Annotated in this window: 17 protein-coding genes and 1 other RNA gene; 1 reads left to right on the forward strand and 17 read right to left on the reverse strand. The window is 45.6% G+C overall.

Going from position 1 to position 19,427, the window contains the following annotated elements; genetic code table 11:
* Window positions 1–21: 21 nt before the first annotated feature.
* From NST79_RS17445 to csoR, 9 genes are all read right to left on the reverse strand, one after another.
* A complete protein-coding gene (locus NST79_RS17445) occupies window positions 22–1,839 on the reverse strand; it encodes an assimilatory sulfite reductase (NADPH) flavoprotein subunit (RefSeq protein WP_015251233.1) in 1,818 nt (605 codons plus the stop codon).
* A 170-nt stretch (window positions 1,840–2,009) separates the two neighbouring features.
* A complete protein-coding gene (gene helD, locus NST79_RS17450) occupies window positions 2,010–4,334 on the reverse strand; it encodes an RNA polymerase recycling motor HelD (RefSeq protein ID WP_212060820.1) in 2,325 nt (774 codons plus the stop codon).
* Between the two features lie 197 nt (window positions 4,335–4,531).
* Window positions 4,532–5,140, reverse strand: coding sequence for a trimeric intracellular cation channel family protein (locus NST79_RS17455; protein WP_003219999.1), 609 nt, complete (start codon window positions 5,138–5,140; stop codon window positions 4,532–4,534).
* A 186-nt stretch (window positions 5,141–5,326) separates the two neighbouring features.
* Window positions 5,327–5,743, reverse strand: coding sequence for a disulfide oxidoreductase (locus NST79_RS17460; RefSeq protein ID WP_003228417.1), 417 nt, complete (start codon window positions 5,741–5,743; stop codon window positions 5,327–5,329).
* A gap of 4 nt (window positions 5,744–5,747) precedes the next feature.
* Complete coding sequence (bdbD, locus tag NST79_RS17465; protein WP_003228414.1) at window positions 5,748–6,416, reverse strand: disulfide bond formation protein BdbD; 669 nt, start codon at window positions 6,414–6,416, stop codon at window positions 5,748–5,750.
* 119 nt (window positions 6,417–6,535) lie between these two features.
* Window positions 6,536–8,644, reverse strand: a complete 2,109-nt coding sequence (locus NST79_RS17470) for a heavy metal translocating P-type ATPase (RefSeq protein ID WP_212060823.1) — start codon at window positions 8,642–8,644, stop codon at window positions 6,536–6,538.
* Between the two features lie 160 nt (window positions 8,645–8,804).
* Window positions 8,805–11,213 (reverse strand): copper-exporting P-type ATPase CopA, encoded by a 2,409-nt coding sequence (gene copA, locus NST79_RS17475; RefSeq protein ID WP_119899760.1) that lies wholly within the window; start codon window positions 11,211–11,213, stop codon window positions 8,805–8,807.
* A gap of 83 nt (window positions 11,214–11,296) precedes the next feature.
* Window positions 11,297–11,506: a copper chaperone CopZ gene (gene copZ, locus NST79_RS17480; protein WP_003228406.1), complete on the reverse strand. Its 210-nt coding sequence runs from the start codon at window positions 11,504–11,506 to the stop codon at window positions 11,297–11,299.
* A gap of 75 nt (window positions 11,507–11,581) precedes the next feature.
* Complete coding sequence (gene csoR, locus NST79_RS17485; RefSeq protein WP_003228404.1) at window positions 11,582–11,887, reverse strand: copper-sensing transcriptional repressor CsoR; 306 nt, start codon at window positions 11,885–11,887, stop codon at window positions 11,582–11,584.
* A gap of 127 nt (window positions 11,888–12,014) precedes the next feature.
* Between csoR and iolW the strand changes: the two genes are divergently transcribed.
* On the forward strand, window positions 12,015–13,091 hold the full coding sequence (gene iolW / locus NST79_RS17490; RefSeq protein ID WP_212060830.1) for an oxidoreductase: 1,077 nt from the start codon (window positions 12,015–12,017) through the stop codon (window positions 13,089–13,091).
* A 36-nt stretch (window positions 13,092–13,127) separates the two neighbouring features.
* Here the strand turns inward: iolW and azoRB are convergent, their stop codons facing one another.
* The 8 genes from azoRB to smpB all read right to left on the reverse strand — a co-directional run bounded on the left by azoRB (window position 13,128) and on the right by smpB (window position 19,406).
* A complete protein-coding gene (gene azoRB / locus NST79_RS17495) occupies window positions 13,128–13,763 on the reverse strand; it encodes an FMN-dependent NADH-azoreductase AzoRB (RefSeq protein ID WP_003243587.1) in 636 nt (211 codons plus the stop codon).
* A 159-nt stretch (window positions 13,764–13,922) separates the two neighbouring features.
* Window positions 13,923–15,818 carry an FUSC family protein gene (locus NST79_RS17500; RefSeq protein WP_212060835.1) on the reverse strand — a complete coding sequence of 632 codons (1,896 nt, stop codon included), beginning with the start codon at window positions 15,816–15,818 and terminating at the stop codon, window positions 13,923–13,925.
* 165 nt (window positions 15,819–15,983) lie between these two features.
* Entirely contained in the window at window positions 15,984–16,385 is a 402-nt protein-coding gene (locus NST79_RS17505; RefSeq protein WP_003242541.1) for a YvaD family protein, read from the reverse strand.
* Window positions 16,382–16,741, reverse strand: coding sequence for a multidrug efflux SMR transporter (locus NST79_RS17510; protein WP_003228392.1), 360 nt, complete (start codon window positions 16,739–16,741; stop codon window positions 16,382–16,384). The genes NST79_RS17505 and NST79_RS17510 overlap by 4 nt, the downstream gene beginning before the upstream one ends.
* Window positions 16,738–17,310, reverse strand: coding sequence for a TetR/AcrR family transcriptional regulator (locus tag NST79_RS17515; protein WP_032722523.1), 573 nt, complete (start codon window positions 17,308–17,310; stop codon window positions 16,738–16,740). Before NST79_RS17515 ends, NST79_RS17510 begins: the two co-directional genes overlap by 4 nt.
* 109 nt (window positions 17,311–17,419) lie before the next feature.
* Window positions 17,420–18,214: an SDR family oxidoreductase gene (locus tag NST79_RS17520; protein ID WP_015251225.1), complete on the reverse strand. Its 795-nt coding sequence runs from the start codon at window positions 18,212–18,214 to the stop codon at window positions 17,420–17,422.
* Between the two features lie 182 nt (window positions 18,215–18,396).
* Window positions 18,397–18,759: a transfer-messenger RNA gene (gene ssrA / locus NST79_RS17525) on the reverse strand.
* Window positions 18,760–18,935: 176 nt separating this feature from the next.
* Window positions 18,936–19,406: an SsrA-binding protein gene (gene smpB / locus NST79_RS17530; RefSeq protein ID WP_003220025.1), complete on the reverse strand. Its 471-nt coding sequence runs from the start codon at window positions 19,404–19,406 to the stop codon at window positions 18,936–18,938.
* Between the last annotated feature and the right edge of the window lie 21 nt (window positions 19,407–19,427).

The raw sequence follows: 19,427 nt of genomic DNA on the forward strand, positions 1-19,427 counted from the left end.
AAAAACTCCTTTCAAGTCAAATCAATATACATCACGCTGATAGCGTTTTTGCTGCTGCATATCGGCAAGATAAGCCTCCGCTTCTTCGCGGCTCATATTGCCTTCTTTTTCGATAATTTCAAGCAATGTGTTATGGACGTCATGCGCCATGTGCTTTTCATCTCCGCAAATGTAAACAGCCGCTCCTTCTTGAAGCCATTCAAACAATTCTGCGCTATGTTCAAGCATGCGGTGCTGCACATATACTTTTTCTTCCGTATCACGTGAGAACGCCACATCCATTTTTGTCAGCACACCGTCTTTGAGCCAATTCTGCCACTCTGTCTGGTAAAGGAAATCCGTGACAAAGTGCTGATCGCCAAAGAACATCCATGCCTTTCCTTCCGCTCCCGTCTCCTCACGCTCCTGCATAAAGGAACGGAAAGGTGCGACGCCTGTCCCAGGGCCCACCATGATAATCGGTGTTTCAGGGTCTTTCGGAAGCTTAAAGTTTTGATTGTGCTGTACATAAACCGGCAGTGTGTCTCCTGGCTGCAGACGTTCCGCGCACAAAATCGAGCAGACGCCTTTTCGTTCACGGCCGTGCGCATCGTAGCGGACTGCGCCGATTGTTAAATGCACTTCATCCGGATTTGCGGATAAACTGCTTGCAATCGAATAAAGGCGGGCAGGCATTTTTCGCAAAATCGAGACAAACTCCTGCGCAGATACACTAAATGGGCCATAGTCACGGACGAGATCAAGCAAATCGCGCCCTTCAATATAGGCTTTTACATTCTCCTCATTTCCCGGGGCTAAAAGCTCTCTAAGCTCATCGTTCCCTGTCAGCTGGGCTGCCTGTTCAAGAAGCGGTTTTGTGAGAACGGTAATCTCATAGTGAGAAATCAGCGCTTCTTTCAGCGGACGGACATCACCTTGCTTATTAAGCGTCACAATTTCTTCCGGATCCCAATTCATTTCCTTAAGGAGCAGCTCGACAAGTTCCGGATCGTTTTCCGGATAGACGCCGAGGCTGTCACCAGGCTCGTAAGTCAGGCCTGATCCTTCAAGAGACAGCTCCACATGGCGTGTTTCTTTATTTGATCCTCTGCCGTTTAAATTTAAATTTTCTAACACTTCAGCCCGAAACGGGTTTGTTCTGGAATACGAAGACTCACCGGTTTGAGACGCAGCCGCCGGCGCAGGCGCGGCGCTTCCGCCCCCAGCTTCATTTAATCCCTTCAATACACCCTCAAGCCATTCGGCTGCCGGTTCATCATAGTCAAGATCGCAATCAACGCGCGGAGAAATCCGTTTTCCGCCGAGTTCTTCTAAGCGCTGATCAAATTCTTTCCCTGTCTGGCAGAAAAATTCGTACGAACTGTCACCAAGCGCCAAAACGGAAAAACGCAGATCTTCAAGCTTAGGCGCCCGTCTTCCGTGCAGAAATTCATGAAACGACAGCGCGTTATCAGGCGGCTCTCCTTCTCCATGCGTACTGACGACGATTAAAAGATTGGTTACCTTCTTCAGCTGATTCGGCTTAAAATCGCTCATGGATGAGACGGTCACTTGAAAACCGCTCTGTTCAAGCTGCTTGCCGGCATTTTCTGCAAGCCCCTGTGCGTTTCCCGTCTGCGAACCATAAAGAACGGTCACTTCTTTTGAAACGGCCGGTGCCGGTGCTTCCGCAGACACAGCTGCCGCCGGCGCACCCGCAGCTTCTTGGGCGGAAACAGATTGAGCGGATAAATATCCGCTCAGCCAGATTTTCTGGGATTCGGTCAAGGTCGGCAGAAGGCGGTTAAGGAGCTCTGCCTGCTCCTGATTAAACGGACTGTTCATTACCTGAAGTTGCAACGTATCCACCTCACAAAGTTATAAACTGATCGAAAATTGCATCTAATTGAACTTTACCCGAATACTAGGCTTAAGTAAAATATATTTACATGATGATAACTATTAAGAATCCTAATGATAAAACGGCTATGCTTCATGTAAATAGAAAAAAGAGAAGGACTCCCTTCTCTTCATTCAGCCATCTGATATAAGTGAGGTGGCACAGCGGTTACAAACGGACTGGCTTCACCTGTATAAAATACCGCCAGCATGTGCATCGCACGGGTGCACGCAGTATATAAAAGCCTGCGGTCGTGCTCTGTATGATAGTGTTCTTCAGATGCATCATAGACAAGCACTGCGTCAAATTCAATTCCCTTTGCTAAATACACCGGAATCACGCAAACACCCTTTTGGAATGGTTGATTTTCTTTATGAATCAGGCGAACATCTGTATATTCACTCATGTGGGCGTGCGCCTGTATGCATTGCTGCGCAGTCTTGCAGATGACGGCTATTGTTTCGTGCCCTTTTTTCTTGAGCCGTCCAATTTCTTGCGCGAGCTTTTGGCAAAGGCTCTCATGTCCTTCAGTTTTGACAACGAGCGGCATTTCCCCGCTTCTATTAAACGGCTCAATATCCGCTCCATCTTGAAGCATCGCTTTGGTAAACTCGACAATCTGCCTTGTTGATCTGTATGTTCTCTTTAAACGAACATACTCAGCAGGCTCATCCTCAAAGCACGCATCCATACGCTGATCCCCGTGTATGGTATGCGCGTAGATGGACTGATTGATATCACCGAGCACTGTCATGCTGGCAGCCGGAAAAATGCTTTTCATGTAAGCCATCTGAAACGGTGAATAGTCCTGGGCTTCGTCAATAAATAGATGTTTGATTTTCGTATTTTTCTTTCTGCCCTCAATCAGATCCTGCATATAAAGAAACGGTGCTGCGTCCTCATAGAGCAATTTATTTTCTGCAAATGCCGATCGGGTCAGCTCTCCTATTGCCGCCATCTTCTCATGCTGAGATTTCCCTCCCCAGCCAGAAAACAATTGCAAATACAGCTGTGAAACATCAAGAAATGCAAGGAGCCTGACTGCCTGCTTGAGCGGTTTGAAAGCTTTTTTCACAATGATGGCGGCAAGCAGCTGCTGCTCTCTTTGATAATCGTTAAACGTACTCTCGCTGAACCGTTTCCTTTCCTGCAGTTTTTTGTACACGTCCAAGTAGTCCTCTTTGTCAAGCAGCTCAGCTTCATGAACAACCCAATCCTTTCGCCGTTCCTTTTTCTCAAGCTTGTTAAGCTCACTCAGCAGCCACTTCGCGGTTTGCTCCATCCGATTCGGAATGGAGTGATTTTGATCCAATGAGTAAAAATAGGATTGAATTTGCTCCTTTGTGATCAGCTTTTGTCCGCGGAATATGATATTTTTAAAAATCATCCCTTCAGAGGAAAGCCGTGTGACGTATTCATTAATGAATTGCTGAAAGGATAAACCCGCCTTCCATGTGATTCCCGCGAGCCTTGTTGGAAAATCGCCTTCCTTAGTTTCGGTCAGGCAATATTCGAGCTGATCAAAGGCGCTTTCACATTTGAACTTGCGGCCAAGACGATGCTCGATATATTCCTGAAACGTCGCCTGCTCCATATTCTCTTCTCCTAACTCCGGCAAAACAGAGGAGACATAGCTGTTAAATAAGAAGTTGGGAGAAAACAAAACGATTTGTCCGGCATCAATGACGCCGCGGTGCCTGTATAACAAATAAGCGACACGCTGAAGCGCAGCCGATGTTTTCCCGCTGCCAGCCGCTCCCTGCACGATCAGGATCTTGCTTTTTTCATTACGGATAATCTGATTTTGTTCTTTCTGAATCGTAGACACGATGTTTTTCATTTGGGTATCGGAGTGATGGCTTAATACCTCTTGCAGCATTTCATCGCCAATCGTCATATCGGTATTAAACATCGCCTTGAGAGTGCCGTTTTTGATCATAAACTGGCGTTTCAGCACCATTTCCCCTTCTATCGTTTCACCGGGCACCTCGTACTCCGCTTTTCCTGGAGAATAATTGTAGTACAAACTTGATATCGGCGCCCTCCAGTCATAGATCAGAAAGTGTTCCTCTTTCTCATCCAAACAGGAAGCTAAACCGATATAAATTCGCTCTGCCTCCGCCTCGCCGTTTTCAATAAAATCAATCCGGCCGAAATAAGGCGATTTTTTCAATTGATGAATTCGTTTGAGCTGCTGATCCATGCGCCGATGATTCTGTTCCCGATCAGACAGCAGCTCTGCCTGCTGCTTAATGCTTGCCATCGTTTCAATCGCTTCATGGGCATCATCAAAATTAACCTTAACATCCTCCCAAAAGCTTTTTCTTAATCCGATGATATCATGCTTCAACCCGCCCGCAGACGTTTCCAGAAACCGCTCTTTTTTTTCGAGCTCCTTCAGCACCTCATCTATTCTCGACTGCTCTTCCTTCCATTCCTTATCCTGCTGATTCATGAACGGCACCTCCAGAAAATAGTTGACAAACATAGATGAAATACTGTAAAATATAATTGGATACATATATTAAATATATGATGTAAACTGGCAAATACAATTTATAATAGCACATTCACCCAATACCAATCAAGGTTTGGGTTATTTATATTATGCAGAAAAAAACCGATTTCACTTCGAAATCGGTTTTTTTGCTATTAATTATCTAAGCGAAAAGAACGGTTTGGCAGCTTCCAATTAAACATATAGGAACAAACCCGGCAAACAACGAGCACGAAAAACAGAACGTATAAGCCGAACGAGTTCCCCAGCCAGCCCAAGCCAACGATTAAACCGCCGAGAGCCGCCCAGACTGCATAAATTTCTGCCTTCAGCACAAGCGGTTTGCGCCCGGCAAGAAGGTCGCGGATGATCCCGCCCCCGCTTCCCGTCAGCACCGCAGCCACGATCACGGCACTAAGCGGATGGCCCATTTTGACGGCATACAGTGCGCCTTGGATAGCAAAGGCAGCGAGGCCGATCGCATCTGATAAATTGCCCCACTTATTCCAATGCTTCAGCAGCAGCTTCGGAAACAGAAACACAATTGTAATAGATAAAAGCGCGATTTGAAAGTACGCTCCCTGCTCCCATAGCGCTGACACCGGAACACCGATCAGCAAATTGCGGATCGCTCCTCCTCCAAAAGCTGTGACAATCCCTAATATATAAACTCCTAAAATATCATATTCCTCTTCCATCGCAACAATTGCGCCGCTGACTGCAAACGCAATGATGCCAATCACACTGAGCAGCTCCCAAGCCATTCTGATGACTCCCTTTTATGTTTGTTAAATTTTCTGACGACCTCTAGATTTTATAATCGCTCAAGCGTAAAATCAATAACATTTTTATGAGAAAAAAAGATAAATTTAGAGGGAATACGGCTATTGCTGATGGACATGAGTTTGCGAAATTAAAAAAGCGCCCGGCATACGCGGGCGCTTTTTTTGTTATTCAGATTTTTCGCCTTTCAGCAGGCACATAAAAATGATAATCAGGATAAAAGCAATCAGGGCCAGGAATGGAATCGTAATAAAACCAAACCAGTTAATATATTGGCCCGAGCACGGCACGCCGCTGACACATGGCTTAATGCCGCTAAAGCCGGGCACTTTTTGCTCTAAGTAATGCATGATCGAAATGAATGCCCCAATAATCGCCATCGGGAGCACATATTTTTTCACTCGTGTGTCCCCTTGAAAGGTGGCGATGCCTAAAATCAGGACGAGCGGATACATGAGGATACGCTGGTACCAGCACAGTTCACATGGAATAAACTTTCTGATTTCACTGAAATACAGGCTGCCCAGCATAGCGATAAGAGCCACAACCCAGGAAGCATATAAAAATACGATTCTATTTTTCATATTGTTACTTCCCTTTCAGCTCTTTTTCTATTGTCTCTTTGATTTCATCATAATCCGCAAAATTTTTGATCACTTTATCATTGACATAAATCGTCGGTGTTGCCTGTATGTTCATTTTTTGATTAAGGTCAGAATCCTTTTCCACTTGAGAAGCGAATGTTTCCTTATCAAGATTTTCCTTGAGCGTCTCAGGTTTTATCTTTGTGGTGCTTTTTGCAAGATCACCAAGGAGGCCTGGGGTTACCCATTCCTGTTCCGTATCCGGCTGTTTTTCGAACAGCTTTTCATGGAAATCCCAGAAAGAGTCAGGGTCTTCCTTCCATACTTCTTCAGATGCAAGAGCCGCTAACCTTGAACCTTTTCCATGGAACATGACGTTCACGAAAGAAAATTTCACATCGCCCTTATCAATAAAGTCTTTTTGTATTTTTGGAAAGATGTCACTGTTAAACACCTTGCAAGACGGACATTTGTAATCTCCGAATTCTACTACAGTTACCGGTGCATCGTCCTTGCCAAGCACAGGCTGCCCTTTGATAGACGGCTGTCCGGAAACCGCATCATTGCCTTGTTCCGTTTTGTTATTAATGATGACAATGGCTGCTAGCAATACAACAACCACAACCGTAAGGATGACCGCGAATTTCGCAGAAGACTGCTGTTTCTTTTTCACTCCGACACCTCATCGTTTTAAAATTAAAAAAGAAGCGGATCGCAATTGACCCACTTCTTTATTTTAACAAGACAAGCGCCGATAAGAAAACCCCGAAAAAATGAATTCTCTCCGACAATTTATTTGTTTTTGAGACGCATGACGCGCATCGCGTTTGCCACAGCGAGCAGTGTAACACCGACATCTGAGAAAACCGCTTCCCACATGGTTGCAATTCCAAATGCTCCAAGAATGAGAAAGATCGCTTTCACACCTAAAGCAAAGCCGATGTTTTGCCACACGATTCGCCGTGTCCGTTTCGCAATCCGAATCGCTTCTGCTATTTTTGACGGCTGATCTGTCATCAGCACGATGTCTGCGGCTTCTACCGCGGCGTCTGAGCCAAGGCCTCCCATCGCAACCCCTATATCTGCGCGTGCAAGCACCGGCGTATCATTGATGCCGTCACCGACAAAAATCAGTTTTTCACTAGGCAAAAGCTTAGCTTCTAATGCTTCGACCTGCGCGACTTTATCTTGCGGCAGCAGCTCTGCATATACCTCACCAATCCCAAGCTGTTTTCCGACGGCTTCTCCCGTTTGTTTCGAATCACCCGTCAGCATAGCTGTCTGTTTGATCCCAAGCGACTTCAGATCAGCAACCGCCTGTGCTGCGTCTTCCTTTACTTCATCCGCTATGATGATCGCTCCGGCATAGCGTTGATCAACAGCAACGTGTACGATTGTTCCAGCATTTTCATCCGGGACATCCTCAATTTGTTCTCTTTCCATGAGCTTTTTATTCCCGGCAAGGATCTCAGTTCCATTTACCTTTGCAAAAATGCCGTGGCCGGGGATTTCTTCGTATGACTCTATCTCATCGGAGGAAAGCATTTTCCCGTAAGCTTTACGCACAGATTCAGCAATCGGATGCTGTGAATGAAGCTCAGCGTATGCCGCCGCTTCAAGTAATCTATCCTTTGTAAAACCTTCCGCGGGTTTGATTTCTGTCACTTCAAAGCTGCCTTTTGTTAGTGTTCCCGTTTTATCAAACACCGCGTATTTGACTTGATTCAAGGCTTCTAAATAATTGCTTCCCTTTACAAGCACTCCGGCCTTTGAGGCCGCTCCGATTCCGCCGAAGAAACCGAGCGGAATGGAGACAACAAGCGCACAAGGACAAGAAATCACTAAAAAGATAAGCGCGCGGTACACCCAATCGGAAAGCGCGGCGCCAGAAAGAACAAGCGGCGGAACAAAGGCCAGCAATACCGCAATGATCACAACAGCAGGTGTATAATACTTGGCAAACTTCGTGATAAAGTTTTCTGTCCGGGCTTTACGGCTGCTCGCATTCTGAACCAAGTCTAATATTTTTGATACTGCTGATTCCTGATAGCCCTTTGTGACTTCAATATGCAGAACGCCGTTTTGATTGATAAAGCCTGACATTACATCTTGTCCTTCCGCAGCTTTTCTCGGAACGGACTCACCTGTCAACGCAGATGTATCAACCATCGCTGACCCTTGCACGACCTTACCGTCCAAGGGTATGCTTTCTCCCGGATTAACCACAATGATGTCTCCTGTCTGAACGTCCTCCGGGGAAACCTGTTCGATGCCGTTCTTTGTTTTGAGATTGGCGTAATCAGGCCGTATGTCCATTAACGCACTAATTGATTTTCTGGAACGGCTGACCGCGGCTCCTTGAAAAAGCTCACCGATTTGATAAAACAGCATAACGGCGACCCCCTCAGGGTATTGCTGAATCAGAAAAGCGCCGATTGTGGCAAGGGCCATTAAGAAATGTTCGTCAAACACCTGACCGCGGATGATGTTTTTGACTGCGCGGATCATAATGTCACCGCCGATAATCAAATAAGCACCGAGGAAAAGGAAAAATTCAATGGTTCCCGAATGAACCAAATATGCCGCTGCGCCGAGAATGACAGCCGCCGCCATTCTGATCAGCATATTGACCATTCGATTACGATAGCCATCATCAGCTGATTTCTTTTTATGCTTTTGGCGAACCGTTACATGCGGATCAATTGATTTCACTTTTTTCTCTACTTTATTCGTGACCCATTGCTCTTCTTTCCCATCGGCTGAGACAGTTAAGGTGCTTGCCGCAAAATTTACCGCGCATCCGTCAATGCCTTTTATGCCTTTGACTCCATTTTCGATTTTTCGGGCACAATTGCTGCAATCCAAACCGTCCAGAACGTATTCCTGTTTCACTAGTCTCACCTTACCTTCCGATTTAGGGTTCCCTCTTCAAAGCGTATCAATGAGTATTGCATTCTTTATAATATATATGAGCATATACTCATATAATAGTTACACCTATTATATGTTGTTTTCCAAGAAAGTGTCAATGAAAAACAAAAACCGGCATATAGCCGGTTTTTCATTTTACTTTCTGCAGACGAAGAGCATTCAGAACAACGGAAACGGAGCTGAATGCCATTGCTGCTCCTGCTATCCACGGTGCTAAAAATCCAAGTGCTGCGATTGGGATGCCGAGGCTGTTATAGCCAAGCGCCCAGAATAAGTTTTGTTTAATGTTTTTCATTGTCAATCTGCTCATGCGGATTGCGTCAGCAATGCTGTTTAGATCGCCGCGAATAAGTGTAATGTCTGCTGTTTCCATGGCAATGTCCGTGCCAGTTCCAATCGCCATGCCGATGTCAGCTGTGGCAAGCGCCGGCGCATCGTTAATTCCGTCGCCTACCATTGCTGTCTGGCGGCCTTCTTTTTGCAAGCGGGCGATTTCCGCCGCCTTTTGTTCAGGAAGGACTTCCGCAATGATATTCGCAATTCCCGCTTCCTTCGCGATGGCTTCTGCGGTTCTGCGATTGTCTCCTGTCATCATGATGACATCAAGGCCCAACTCTTTCAGACGGGCAACAGCCTTCCGCGACGTATCCTTAATCGTATCTGCAACTGCTACTAGCCCCGCTGCTTCTCCATCAATGGATACAAGCATAACTGTTTTCCCTTCGGCCTCTAGCTCTTCCATTTGGGCGAGAAGAGCCCCATGCTCAACCTGTTCGCTCTCCATTAATTTTCTTGTGCCGACGAGAATGCTTTTTCCTCCGGCTTCAGCCAAAATGCCTGCGCCGACTTTTGCTTCAAAGCGGGTAAGTTTCGGTATCTCAAGCCCTTTATCTTTCACGCCAGCAATAATCGCTTCGCCAAGCGGATGCTCTGATCCCGTTTCCGCTGCCGCTGCAAATTGAAGCAAATCTTTTTCTTCAAAATGGCCGAATGGAATGGCATCTGTCAGATGCGGCTTCCCGTTTGTCACGGTTCCGGTTTTATCAAGAACAATGGTATCGAGACGATGTGTTTTTTCTAAATGCTCGCCGCCTTTAAATAAAATCCCGAATTCAGCAGCGCGTCCAGATCCAGCCATTATGCTCGTCGGAGTGGCAAGACCGAGGGCGCAAGGACAGGCAATGACAAGAACCGCAATGAACTTGCTGATCGCTTCAGCAAAATCGCCAGGAGCCGCCCAAAGGTACCAAATGAGAAAAGTGAGAACGGCAATCCCCAATACAATGGGTACAAAAATGCCTGAAATCTGGTCAGCGAGACGCTGGATCGGTGCTTTTGACCCTTGTGCTTCCTCAACAATTTTGATGATATGAGAAAGCGCAGTATCCTTTCCGACGTTGACAGCTTTAATTTTCAGAAAGCCGTTTGCGTTAACGGTTGAACCTGTCACGCTGTCACCAGGATTTTTGTCAACAGGAAGACTTTCTCCTGTAATCATCGATTCGTCAACCGCTGAACGGCCTTCAACCACTTCTCCGTCGACAGGAATTCGTTCGCCAGGTTTGACGTAAACAATGTCATTAACAAGCACTTCGTCGATCGGGATGATTTGCTCCTGTCCGTCTCTTACAACAGTCGCTGTTTTCGCTTGAAGCTTCATCAGCTTTTTAATCGCATCCGAGGAACGGCCTTTTGCTTTTGTTTCAAACAACTTGCCTAATAAAATCAGCGTCAGCAAAATCGCGCTTGTTTCATAGTAAAGGCCGTCTGTATGCCCGTGAGAGCCAAGGCTTTGAAAAGTAAGATAAAGACTATAAGCGTAAGCAGCCGTCGTACCGAGGGCGACCAATACATCCATATTGGCGCTTTTATTTCTGAGCGCCTTATAAGCACCCACATAAAACGGCCAGCCGATCAGAAACTGGACTGGTGTCGCCAGCGCAAACTGCATCCACGGATTGAGAAATATATCCGGTACCCAAATGAATGATGTAAATGTAAAATGGCTCACCATCGCCCAAAGCAATGGAAACGACAGGACAGCTGAAAAAATCAGTCTCGCCGTTTGCTTCCGTTCTTCTTTCTTTTTAGCAGCAGCCTCACTGTCCTGTTCACCCTTCAACTTTAGCTTATATCCAAGCTTATCTACCGCTTCTTTCAAATCGCTGACAGACGCTTCTTTTGGATTGTATTCGACCGTAACTGTTTCTAAAGCGAAGTTTACTGGAGCATTTGCGACGCCTTCTATTTTGTTAAGCCGTTTTTCAATCCGATTGGCGCAAGCCGCACAGGTCATGCCTTCAATATCGAATTCAGCTTTTTCTGTAACGACGTGATAGCCCAGCTTTTCTATTTTTTCTTGAATCGCTGCAGTCCCTGTTTCAGCAGGATCGTAGATTACATTTGATGTTTCCGTTGCCAGATTAACATTTGCATCCGTGACACCGGGCATCCGCTTCAGGCCTTTTTCAATTCTGGCAGCACATGCCGCACAGGTCATACCAGAGACCTGCATCGCGATTTCCTTTTGTTCACTCAACATACTCACTCCTTTATATACACCTGGGGGGTATATAAAAATGAAAGAAATATCGCGCCTCCCTAAAGGCGCGATACCTTGAATCACTCAGCTACGTCATAGCCCTGATCCTCTATCGCATCCGCAATATCTTTGACTGATACTTTGTCAGCATCAAACGAAACATCGACTTTACCCGCTTCCAGATTGACATGAACGGCACTGACGCCGTCCAGTTCTCCTACGCTTGTTTCTACTGCTTTGACGCAGTGCTGACAAGACATTCCTTCAACTTGCAATGTTTTTTGTTCCATAATCAATTCCTCCTGTTTATTCTTTCTATTTTCATCCTACCATACCCCCGTAGGGTATTACAATAAAAAAACGCTTTATGATTTTGTGAACTTTTTAAATACGTCCAAAAGCTCAGAAATGGCCTGTTCCCCGTCTCCGCTTTTGATGGCATCTGCTACACAATGATGGGCATGATCCTCAAGCAAATGAAGCGCCACATTTTTCATTGCCGCCTGAACAGCTGAAATTTGCACAAGAATATCTACACAATATCTGTCGTTTTCCACCATGTTTTGAATGCCTCGGACTTGACCCTCAATCCGCTTAAGCCGGTTTGTAATCTGATCCTTTTCTTTCGAGCTTTTATGGTTTAATGTTTTATGTTCGTTATGCTTTTCCATGCGTACACCTCTGTTTAATGATATTAATTCCCATTATACTGATTGTCCAAACGGTTGTCTAAGCATGCCGATGCAAAAAATGAATCAGTTAGGTTTTACCATTTGATCAGGAGGGTATATACTTCTGTTGATAACGCTTTTAAAGGGGAGAAGAAAAGTGGATGCGATCAAGGTTGGAATATTAGGATACGGATTGTCCGGTTCTGTTTTTCACGGGCCGCTGCTGGATGTTCTGGATGAATATCAAATCAGCAAAATCATGACATCTCGGACAGAAGAAGTGAAACGGGATTTTCCAGATGCTGAGGTTGTACATGAGCTTGAGGAAATCACAAATGACCCTGCCATTGAGCTTGTCATTGTCACCACCCCGAGCGGCCTTCATTACGAGCATGCTATGGCATGCATACAGGCCGGAAAACATGTTGTGATGGAAAAACCAATGACAGCAACGGCCGAAGAGGGGGAAACATTAAAAAGGGCTGCCGATGAAAAAGGCGTATTATTAAGCGTATATCATAACCGACGCTGGGATAACGATTTTTTAACGATTAAAAAACTGATCTCTGAAGGATCCCTTGAAGATATCAATACATATCAAGTTTCCTATGACCGCTACAGACCTGAAGTTCAAGCGCGGTGGCGGGAAAAAGAAGGCATTGCCACTGGTACGCTGTATGATCTCGGCTCCCACATCATAGACCAAACCCTGCATTTGTTTGGGATGCCTAAAGCCGTGACTGCAAACGTGATGGCCCAGCGGGAAAATGCCGAAACGGTTGACTATTTTCATTTAACCCTGGATTATGGCAAGCTTCAAGCCATTCTATACGGAGGATCAATCGTTCCGGCAAACGGACCTCGTTATCAAATCCATGGAAAAGATTCCAGCTTTATCAAATACGGAATTGACGGACAGGAAGACGCACTCAGAGCGGGAAGAAAACCAGAGGATGACAGCTGGGGTGCAGATGATCCGGAGTTTTACGGACAGCTTACAACCATTCGTGGCTCCGACAAAAAAACAGAAACGATCCCATCAGTAAATGGCTCCTACCTTACTTATTACCGTAAAATAGCGGAAAGCATACGAGAAGGTGCTGCGCTGCCAGTCACTGCTGAGGAAGGTATTAATGTCATCCGCATCATTGAAGCCGCGATGGAAAGCAGTAAAGAGAAACGAACCATTATGCTGGAGCACTAAAACAAAAGCCTCCCCAAATAAGGGGAGGCTTTTTCATTAGAATGTTTTTCCTGCTTCTTTCGCACGCGCAATCGCGTCTTCTTTGATTTGCTGTGCTTTATCAGGCTCCGCATTATGTCCCTCTACGAAAATGCCATCGAATGATGGTACGCCGAAGAAGTTCATCATGATGCCGATGTAGCGGTGCCCCATTTCCATCTCAGCCGCAGGGCCTTCTGAATAGTAGCCGCCGCGCGCTTGGATATGAATTGCTTTTTTATCAGTTAACAAGCCGACAGGACCTTGTTCTGTGTATTTGAATGATTTTCCTGCAACAGCAACAGAATCGAGATACGCTTTCATCACTGGCGGGAATGAGAAGTTCCATAAAGGAGTAACAAATACATACTTATCAGCTGATGCAAATTGATCGCTAAGCTCTCCCAAACGGCCTACTTTCGCTTTTTCGCTTTCAGAAAGCTCTTCAAAGCCTGTACCTGACTGAAGCTTTCCCCATCCGCTGAATACATCTGCGTCAATATGCGGGATGTTTTCTTTGTACAAATCGATATGTACAACTTCATCATTTGGATTCGCTTCTTTGTAAGATTCGATAAATGCTTTACCTGTTGCCATACTGTACGAAGTTGCTTCGTCATGCGGATGAGCAGTGATATATAATACTTTTGCCATTTTTACCAGCCCTTTCGTTTTTAAAAATCACACATCAATTATTATCATACAGATGCATAATGATTATTCTGTCTCTCTTAGACTTTATTATAGAGACAAAGAAATTTACTTTCAAGTAAAACATCTCGAATTAAAGATTATTTAACTTTCCCAAACAGCTTACTTTTCAAAAGCTGTTCTCAAGCCGGAATACAGCGCAGACAATTCTTTACTGATTCGAGGATAATGAGGGACATGCGGCACTTGAATATCCGCAGGCATCCTTTTCATGATAAAGGATTGCTCAGCCCGTTCAAAAAACGCCCGCAGCTGGTTGATCTCTTCATCAGAAAACGGAGCAGGCGGACGGCGGTGAGCTTGCGCCGAGAGCAAATAGTACCCTAAGTGCTGAGCACCGGAAATGGCAGGCCAGAGCGCCTCCGCATTCGCGTGAGGAAACTCGCCAAGCGCCTTGTCATACGCATCCCGAAGCCTGACAAGACTCACCCTTAACTTGTGTTCGTCGGCAATTTGCCCGGTTAACAGTTTCTCCATAAACTGCCCTTCCAGCCGGATGACATTCCGCACAAGTTCTGGCAGCCGCTTGGTTGAAAACCGCCGCCACAAAAGCATTGTTCCCAACAGCCCGATCACGCTGCCGACAGCTACATCAGTCAGCCTCGCTATCATAAAATAACCGGCGCCCGCCCCGCCATGCATACTTTCTGTGATAACAAGCGCATTTGCGGTTAAAAAGGGAACAGCCAACGCATAATTGCGGACGATCAGCATCTCAAGAAGACATTGCAGCGCTGCAATACAAAACGCAATATAAACACCGCCCGGCTTAAAAAACAGGATTGCGCCTGCCAGTATAACACCGATCACCGTTCCGGCCGAACGCTGAATAGCCCTGTGAAGCGTAAAAACAACAGTAGTGCCAAGCATGACCGCTGCTGCCGAAAGCGGAATCCAATAGGAGCGTGCAAAGCCGAATGCGAGGGCAAACATATCGGCGGCAAACAGAACAATTCCGTACTTTAACGCTCTAATCAAAACTGGAGACTTCCAGTCAAAGGCATTTCTCAAAAAGTAAAAAGAGGATGGCAGGCGGCTTGGTTCCCCGTCAAGCTGCTTATCAAAACGTCCTGAAGCGATATACAAAACCTCATTGATTTCTTCAAACAGCTTCCGCCTAGGCTCAGATTCGTTCTCATTAATCTGAAACGTACCGGAAACCCGTGCATGCGCAAGCATATCTCCGGTTTGGCGAAGTGCCTTTTCAATCTGCGCGGTCTCTCTGTCCGGCGTTTCAGCTGAAAAATGAATAATGGCAATGAATATGTCGTCAGCTTTTTCAAGGAGGCGGAAAAATCGTTCATCATGCCGCGATTTTTTCCGTCTGTTCCCTTTCCCAAGAACCGTTTGGCGGGCTGTTCTAAGCATGAGCACGGTCTGATGCTGTGCGTTATGAAAACCTGGCGTTCCGACGGCTGAAAGACATGCAGCCAGCTGATGATATGTTTTTTGCAGCACCGCTCCCTCCGGTCCATGTTTGTTCGATAACCAGCCGATTAAAGCGATACCCATGGCGAAGATGCCGCCGAGAAACGTCAGTCCCGCTCTGAACAGCGCTTGTGAAGGATCGGCCGGCAGCCCGGAACTGACTAAAAAGGCAATGACAAAAAACATCGGCGCAGGGCCTTGAATGCCGAGCGCGCTAAAAATAAACATCGCCGCTGCACCGATCAGCCCCAAAACAGCCGCCATCATCCAAAGCATCCCGGACAAAAGCGTCCCTAAGCCAAATGAGAGGGCGATCCCAATGGAAACCAAGAGCAGCTTCAAGGCGCGCTTTTTGTATGATTCACCGCCCGCATATAAATAAACAAAGCCTCCGATACTTGCAGTTAATCCGTAATCCGTGTGACCTGCCAATGCTCCGACCAGCACAGGAAACCCTGAAGCGAAACCTGATCCGATAGCCTTTTTCCAAGGAAATGGATTTGCATGAATGCGAAAGGCATCCTTCACGATAGGCATGATTCTTTGATTGTTCGCAGCAGTTTTGTTCATTTGACAAAATCCTTTTCAATGAATGTGTAGAACTTTTCCCGTTTCTTCGCTTTAGTATGCCCAAAAACGCGGTTAGCTTCTCAATTGGTGCGCCCGATAAAAAAACAGAGACTTATACCGTCTCTGCTTTATTACATCAGTTTATTATCATAAAAGCGGCACCTGTCAGGACTGTTTTGTCCTTCTGCCTTCCTTTAAGAGCAGGTGAATAAAAAATAAAGGATAAATCAATAGATACCCATTAAACAGCCACCACACAAGATCAAAGTCACTGCTGAATGTCCAGAATGATAGCGCCTGCAGACCTGAACAACAGGTCAGCACAAGAGAAATCAGCGCCATCAGCTTCCAGTCAGCACGATTCACCCGCTGTAGGTACAAGCTGTACAACCCTGTGACAGAAATCAGGATATCCAGCGGAAAAAAAGACCAGTTCCAAGCGATCATAAACGGATGGTCATGATGTTTAAAAGCCCAGCTTTCCGGTATGAGCGAAAACCCGGCTGACAGCCAGTACAAGATAAAACCGATATCAGTCACGAGAAAAAACAGCTTCATATATCTCATTTGTACTGCCCGCTTTTATGTACCGGCTCAGACACCGCAGCATGCTCGATCAGGTTTAAAGACACAACACCGGCAATAATCAATCCAATTGAAATGACTTTCATGACACTCACATGTTCTTGAAAAAACAAAAAACCAACGACTGTAATCAGGACAATTCCCATCCCTGACCATACAGCATAAGCAACTGATACATCAATGGATTTAAGCGTAAGCGTCAGAAAGAAAAGACTCCCTCCATAAAAGAAAATCAACAGCAAACTGGGAATAAGCTTTGTAAAACCAGACGATAGCTTCATGCTGACAGTTCCCGCAACCTCAAACAAAATCGCCAAGCATAGAAACACCCAATTCACGTCGCATCAGCCTCCTCATCAGCTGTTATACCGTTAAACAAAACATCTACAATTGATTCAAGCACCTCTCCTGTCGTGAACTGATGTTTCAGCGGATATTCAGGGTCATACACTTGATTGATGCTCCCTATATACATGTGAATAAACAGGTCCGGATTGATGTTTCTGATTCTCTTTTGCTGCTTGCACTCGTTTAATAATTCTAGGACAATGGCCCATTCTGCCTTAATAAACGTGTCTAATGTAAGCCACGCATCGTAATGGTATTTCTTTAGTTCATTTAATAATCCCATGTTCAGCAGTTCCATCCCCTGCGGAAGGCTGATCAGCATTTTTTTCACCTTTTCAAGCACATTTAAACTTTCATTTTCATAGATGTCTCTTTCCATTTGCTTCATTTCGGCTAAAAATTGTTCGACAACCGCCTCAACAAGCTGATCTTTAGATGAATAATATGCATAGAGCGTCCGTTTGCTCGTTCCCAGCGCTGCAGCCAAATCATTCATCGTAAATGAAAATCCTTTTTGCTTGATCAGCCGGAAAGTTTCCGCCAGAATTCTTTTATCCATATTAATCCCCCGCTTTCGGTACCAAGAAAACTATTTCGGTACCAATATTATACGGCAGAAATTTATGGAAATCAACAATATATAAAAAACCTCTCCTGTTGGGAGAGGTTTAAAAGACACTGCGGACCAAACCGCCGTCTGCCCGAAGTGCCGCGCCATTGATCGCAGAGGAAAGCGGGCTGCTTAAAAATGTAACGAAGTGGGCGATTTCTTCCGGACGGATCAGTCTTTGAATAATAGATGTCGGCCGGTTTTCTTTCATAAAACGTGCCTCAGCTTCTTGAACAGTCAGGTTTTCACCAGGATACAGCGAGTTCAGCATAGTTTCCACACCCTCTGTTAAGGTAGAGCCCGGCATGACGGTGTTGACTGTGACATTCGTGCCGGTTGCCAGCTCCGCCAAACTGCGGGAAATGGACAGCTGCATCGTTTTTGTCGCACTGTAATGGGCCATTTCCTGTGACGGCATAATCGCCGCTTCACTGGCAATGAAAATCACACGCCCTTCTTTTTTCTCTATCATGTTATGCAAATACCTGCGTGTCAGCCTTACACCGCTCATAATATTCACTTCAAAAAAACGAAACCATTCATTATCGGGAATATCAAAGTACTCCGCCGGTTCAAAAATCCCTAAATTGTTGACCAAAATATCAACCTCTGGATATGCCTGAAACAGCTTATTGCAGCCTTCTTCAGTTCCCAAATCAAATGCGGCCGGATAAAGAACCGCTTCAGCATGTTGTGTTTTCAGTTCATCTATCGTCTGATTCACTTTCTCTTCCCGGCGTCCGTTAATGATCACTGCCGCACCTTCTTCAGCTAATGAAGAGGCAATAGCTTTTCCGATCCCTGATGTCGAACCGGTCACCAATGCGGTTTTTCCTTGTAAATTCAGCTTCATTATTCATCCCTCCGTTTTTGATTCCTCTTATTTATTGACAGAAATCTGATTGGTGAAACATCTGCTCTGCAATCAGTATGAAACAGCTGGGATTGAAATGGAAGTACGCACTTTTTGGTGCCTGTGGTTTGGAGAAAAAATAAAGCAGAACCTCTTAAGAGGTTCTGCTTTATTGTCAGTATGTATGGAGACGGTGGGAGTCGAACCCACGTCCAGAAACATCGATTACTTAAGCGTCTACGAGCGTAGCCTGCATATTTATGGTTTCACTCATCTTCTTGCCTGCGGGCGGGCCTTCCGAGAGCTAGTCTGTTCATCTCTTCTTACGTTCTCAGACGGGAACGCAAGCGTAGCCTACTTGGATGTGCTCTTCACAGACACATAGGCAATGTCAGGAAGAGCTCGCTGCGCTTATTAGGCAGCTAATGCTACGTTTTGGTTAAAACTGTTAGTTTTGCCAGTTATATTTAAGTGCGTGTTTACGAGATCGCCTCTCGGCTCGCAGCTCAAGCTCGATCCATCCCTGTCGAATCCGTAACGTCCCCTTGGTATAAGGGAAATACGGGAGAAAATATCAAGCTCTCACTCAAACTGGCTATAGTCTTATTATAACATGATCACGGCTCTTTTCAATTGTCAAATCCTTCAAATGAATGGCGTCGTGATCTGATCGTGAACACAGTATAGCACAGGCCTGATTTTCGAATCAAGCACTATGCCTTTAGAAGCCTTTTTGACTGTCTCTGAACGCTCTTTCGATTTCCCGCTTCGCGTCCTTGCGCTTCAGATCTTCCCGTTTGTCATAGTTCTTCTTCCCTTTTCCAAGGCCGAGAAGCACTTTGGCAAAGCCGTTTTTTAAATACAGCTTCAGCGGAACGAGAGAATAGCCTTTTTCCTTTGTTAACCCGATCAGCTTATTAATCTCCTTGCGGTGCATTAACAGCTTTCTTGTCCGGAGCGGATCGTGGTTATAGCGGTTTCCCTGCTCATATGGGCTGACGTGCATATTGTGGAGAAACACTTCTCCCCGTTCGATTTTGGCGAAGGAATCCTTAAGGTTTACGCGGCCGGCGCGAATCGATTTGATTTCGGTTCCTTGCAGAACGATGCCTGTTTCATAGGTTTCTTCTATAAAATAATCGTGGTTGGCTTTCTTATTTTGAGATAATACTTTTCCTGACCCTTTTGGCATGCCAGAACCTCCTCTCTCTAA

This window comes from Bacillus sp. PS196 (assembly GCF_037963555.1).
Taxonomy (GTDB): domain Bacteria; phylum Bacillota; class Bacilli; order Bacillales; family Bacillaceae; genus Bacillus; species Bacillus subtilis.

Coding starts and splice junctions, on each gene's coding strand:
- helD (WP_212060820.1), bottom strand. CDS start 4,334: ATGAATCAGCAGGATAAGGAATGGAAGGAAGAGCAGTCGAGAATAGAT.
- NST79_RS17455 (WP_003219999.1), bottom strand. CDS start 5,140: ATGGCTTGGGAGCTGCTCAGTGTGATTGGCATCATTGCGTTTGCAGTC.
- NST79_RS17460 (WP_003228417.1), bottom strand. CDS start 5,743: ATGAAAAATAGAATCGTATTTTTATATGCTTCCTGGGTTGTGGCTCTT.
- copZ (WP_003228406.1), bottom strand. CDS start 11,506: ATGGAACAAAAAACATTGCAAGTTGAAGGAATGTCTTGTCAGCACTGC.
- csoR (WP_003228404.1), bottom strand. CDS start 11,887: ATGGAAAAGCATAACGAACATAAAACATTAAACCATAAAAGCTCGAAA.
- azoRB (WP_003243587.1), bottom strand. CDS start 13,763: ATGGCAAAAGTATTATATATCACTGCTCATCCGCATGACGAAGCAACT.
- NST79_RS17500 (WP_212060835.1), bottom strand. CDS start 15,818: ATGAACAAAACTGCTGCGAACAATCAAAGAATCATGCCTATCGTGAAG.
- NST79_RS17505 (WP_003242541.1), bottom strand. CDS start 16,385: ATGAGATATATGAAGCTGTTTTTTCTCGTGACTGATATCGGTTTTATC.
- NST79_RS17515 (WP_032722523.1), bottom strand. CDS start 17,310: ATGGATAAAAGAATTCTGGCGGAAACTTTCCGGCTGATCAAGCAAAAA.
- NST79_RS17520 (WP_015251225.1), bottom strand. CDS start 18,214: ATGAAGCTGAATTTACAAGGAAAAACCGCATTGGTGACCGGTTCGACA.
- smpB (WP_003220025.1), bottom strand. CDS start 19,406: ATGCCAAAAGGGTCAGGAAAAGTATTATCTCAAAATAAGAAAGCCAAC.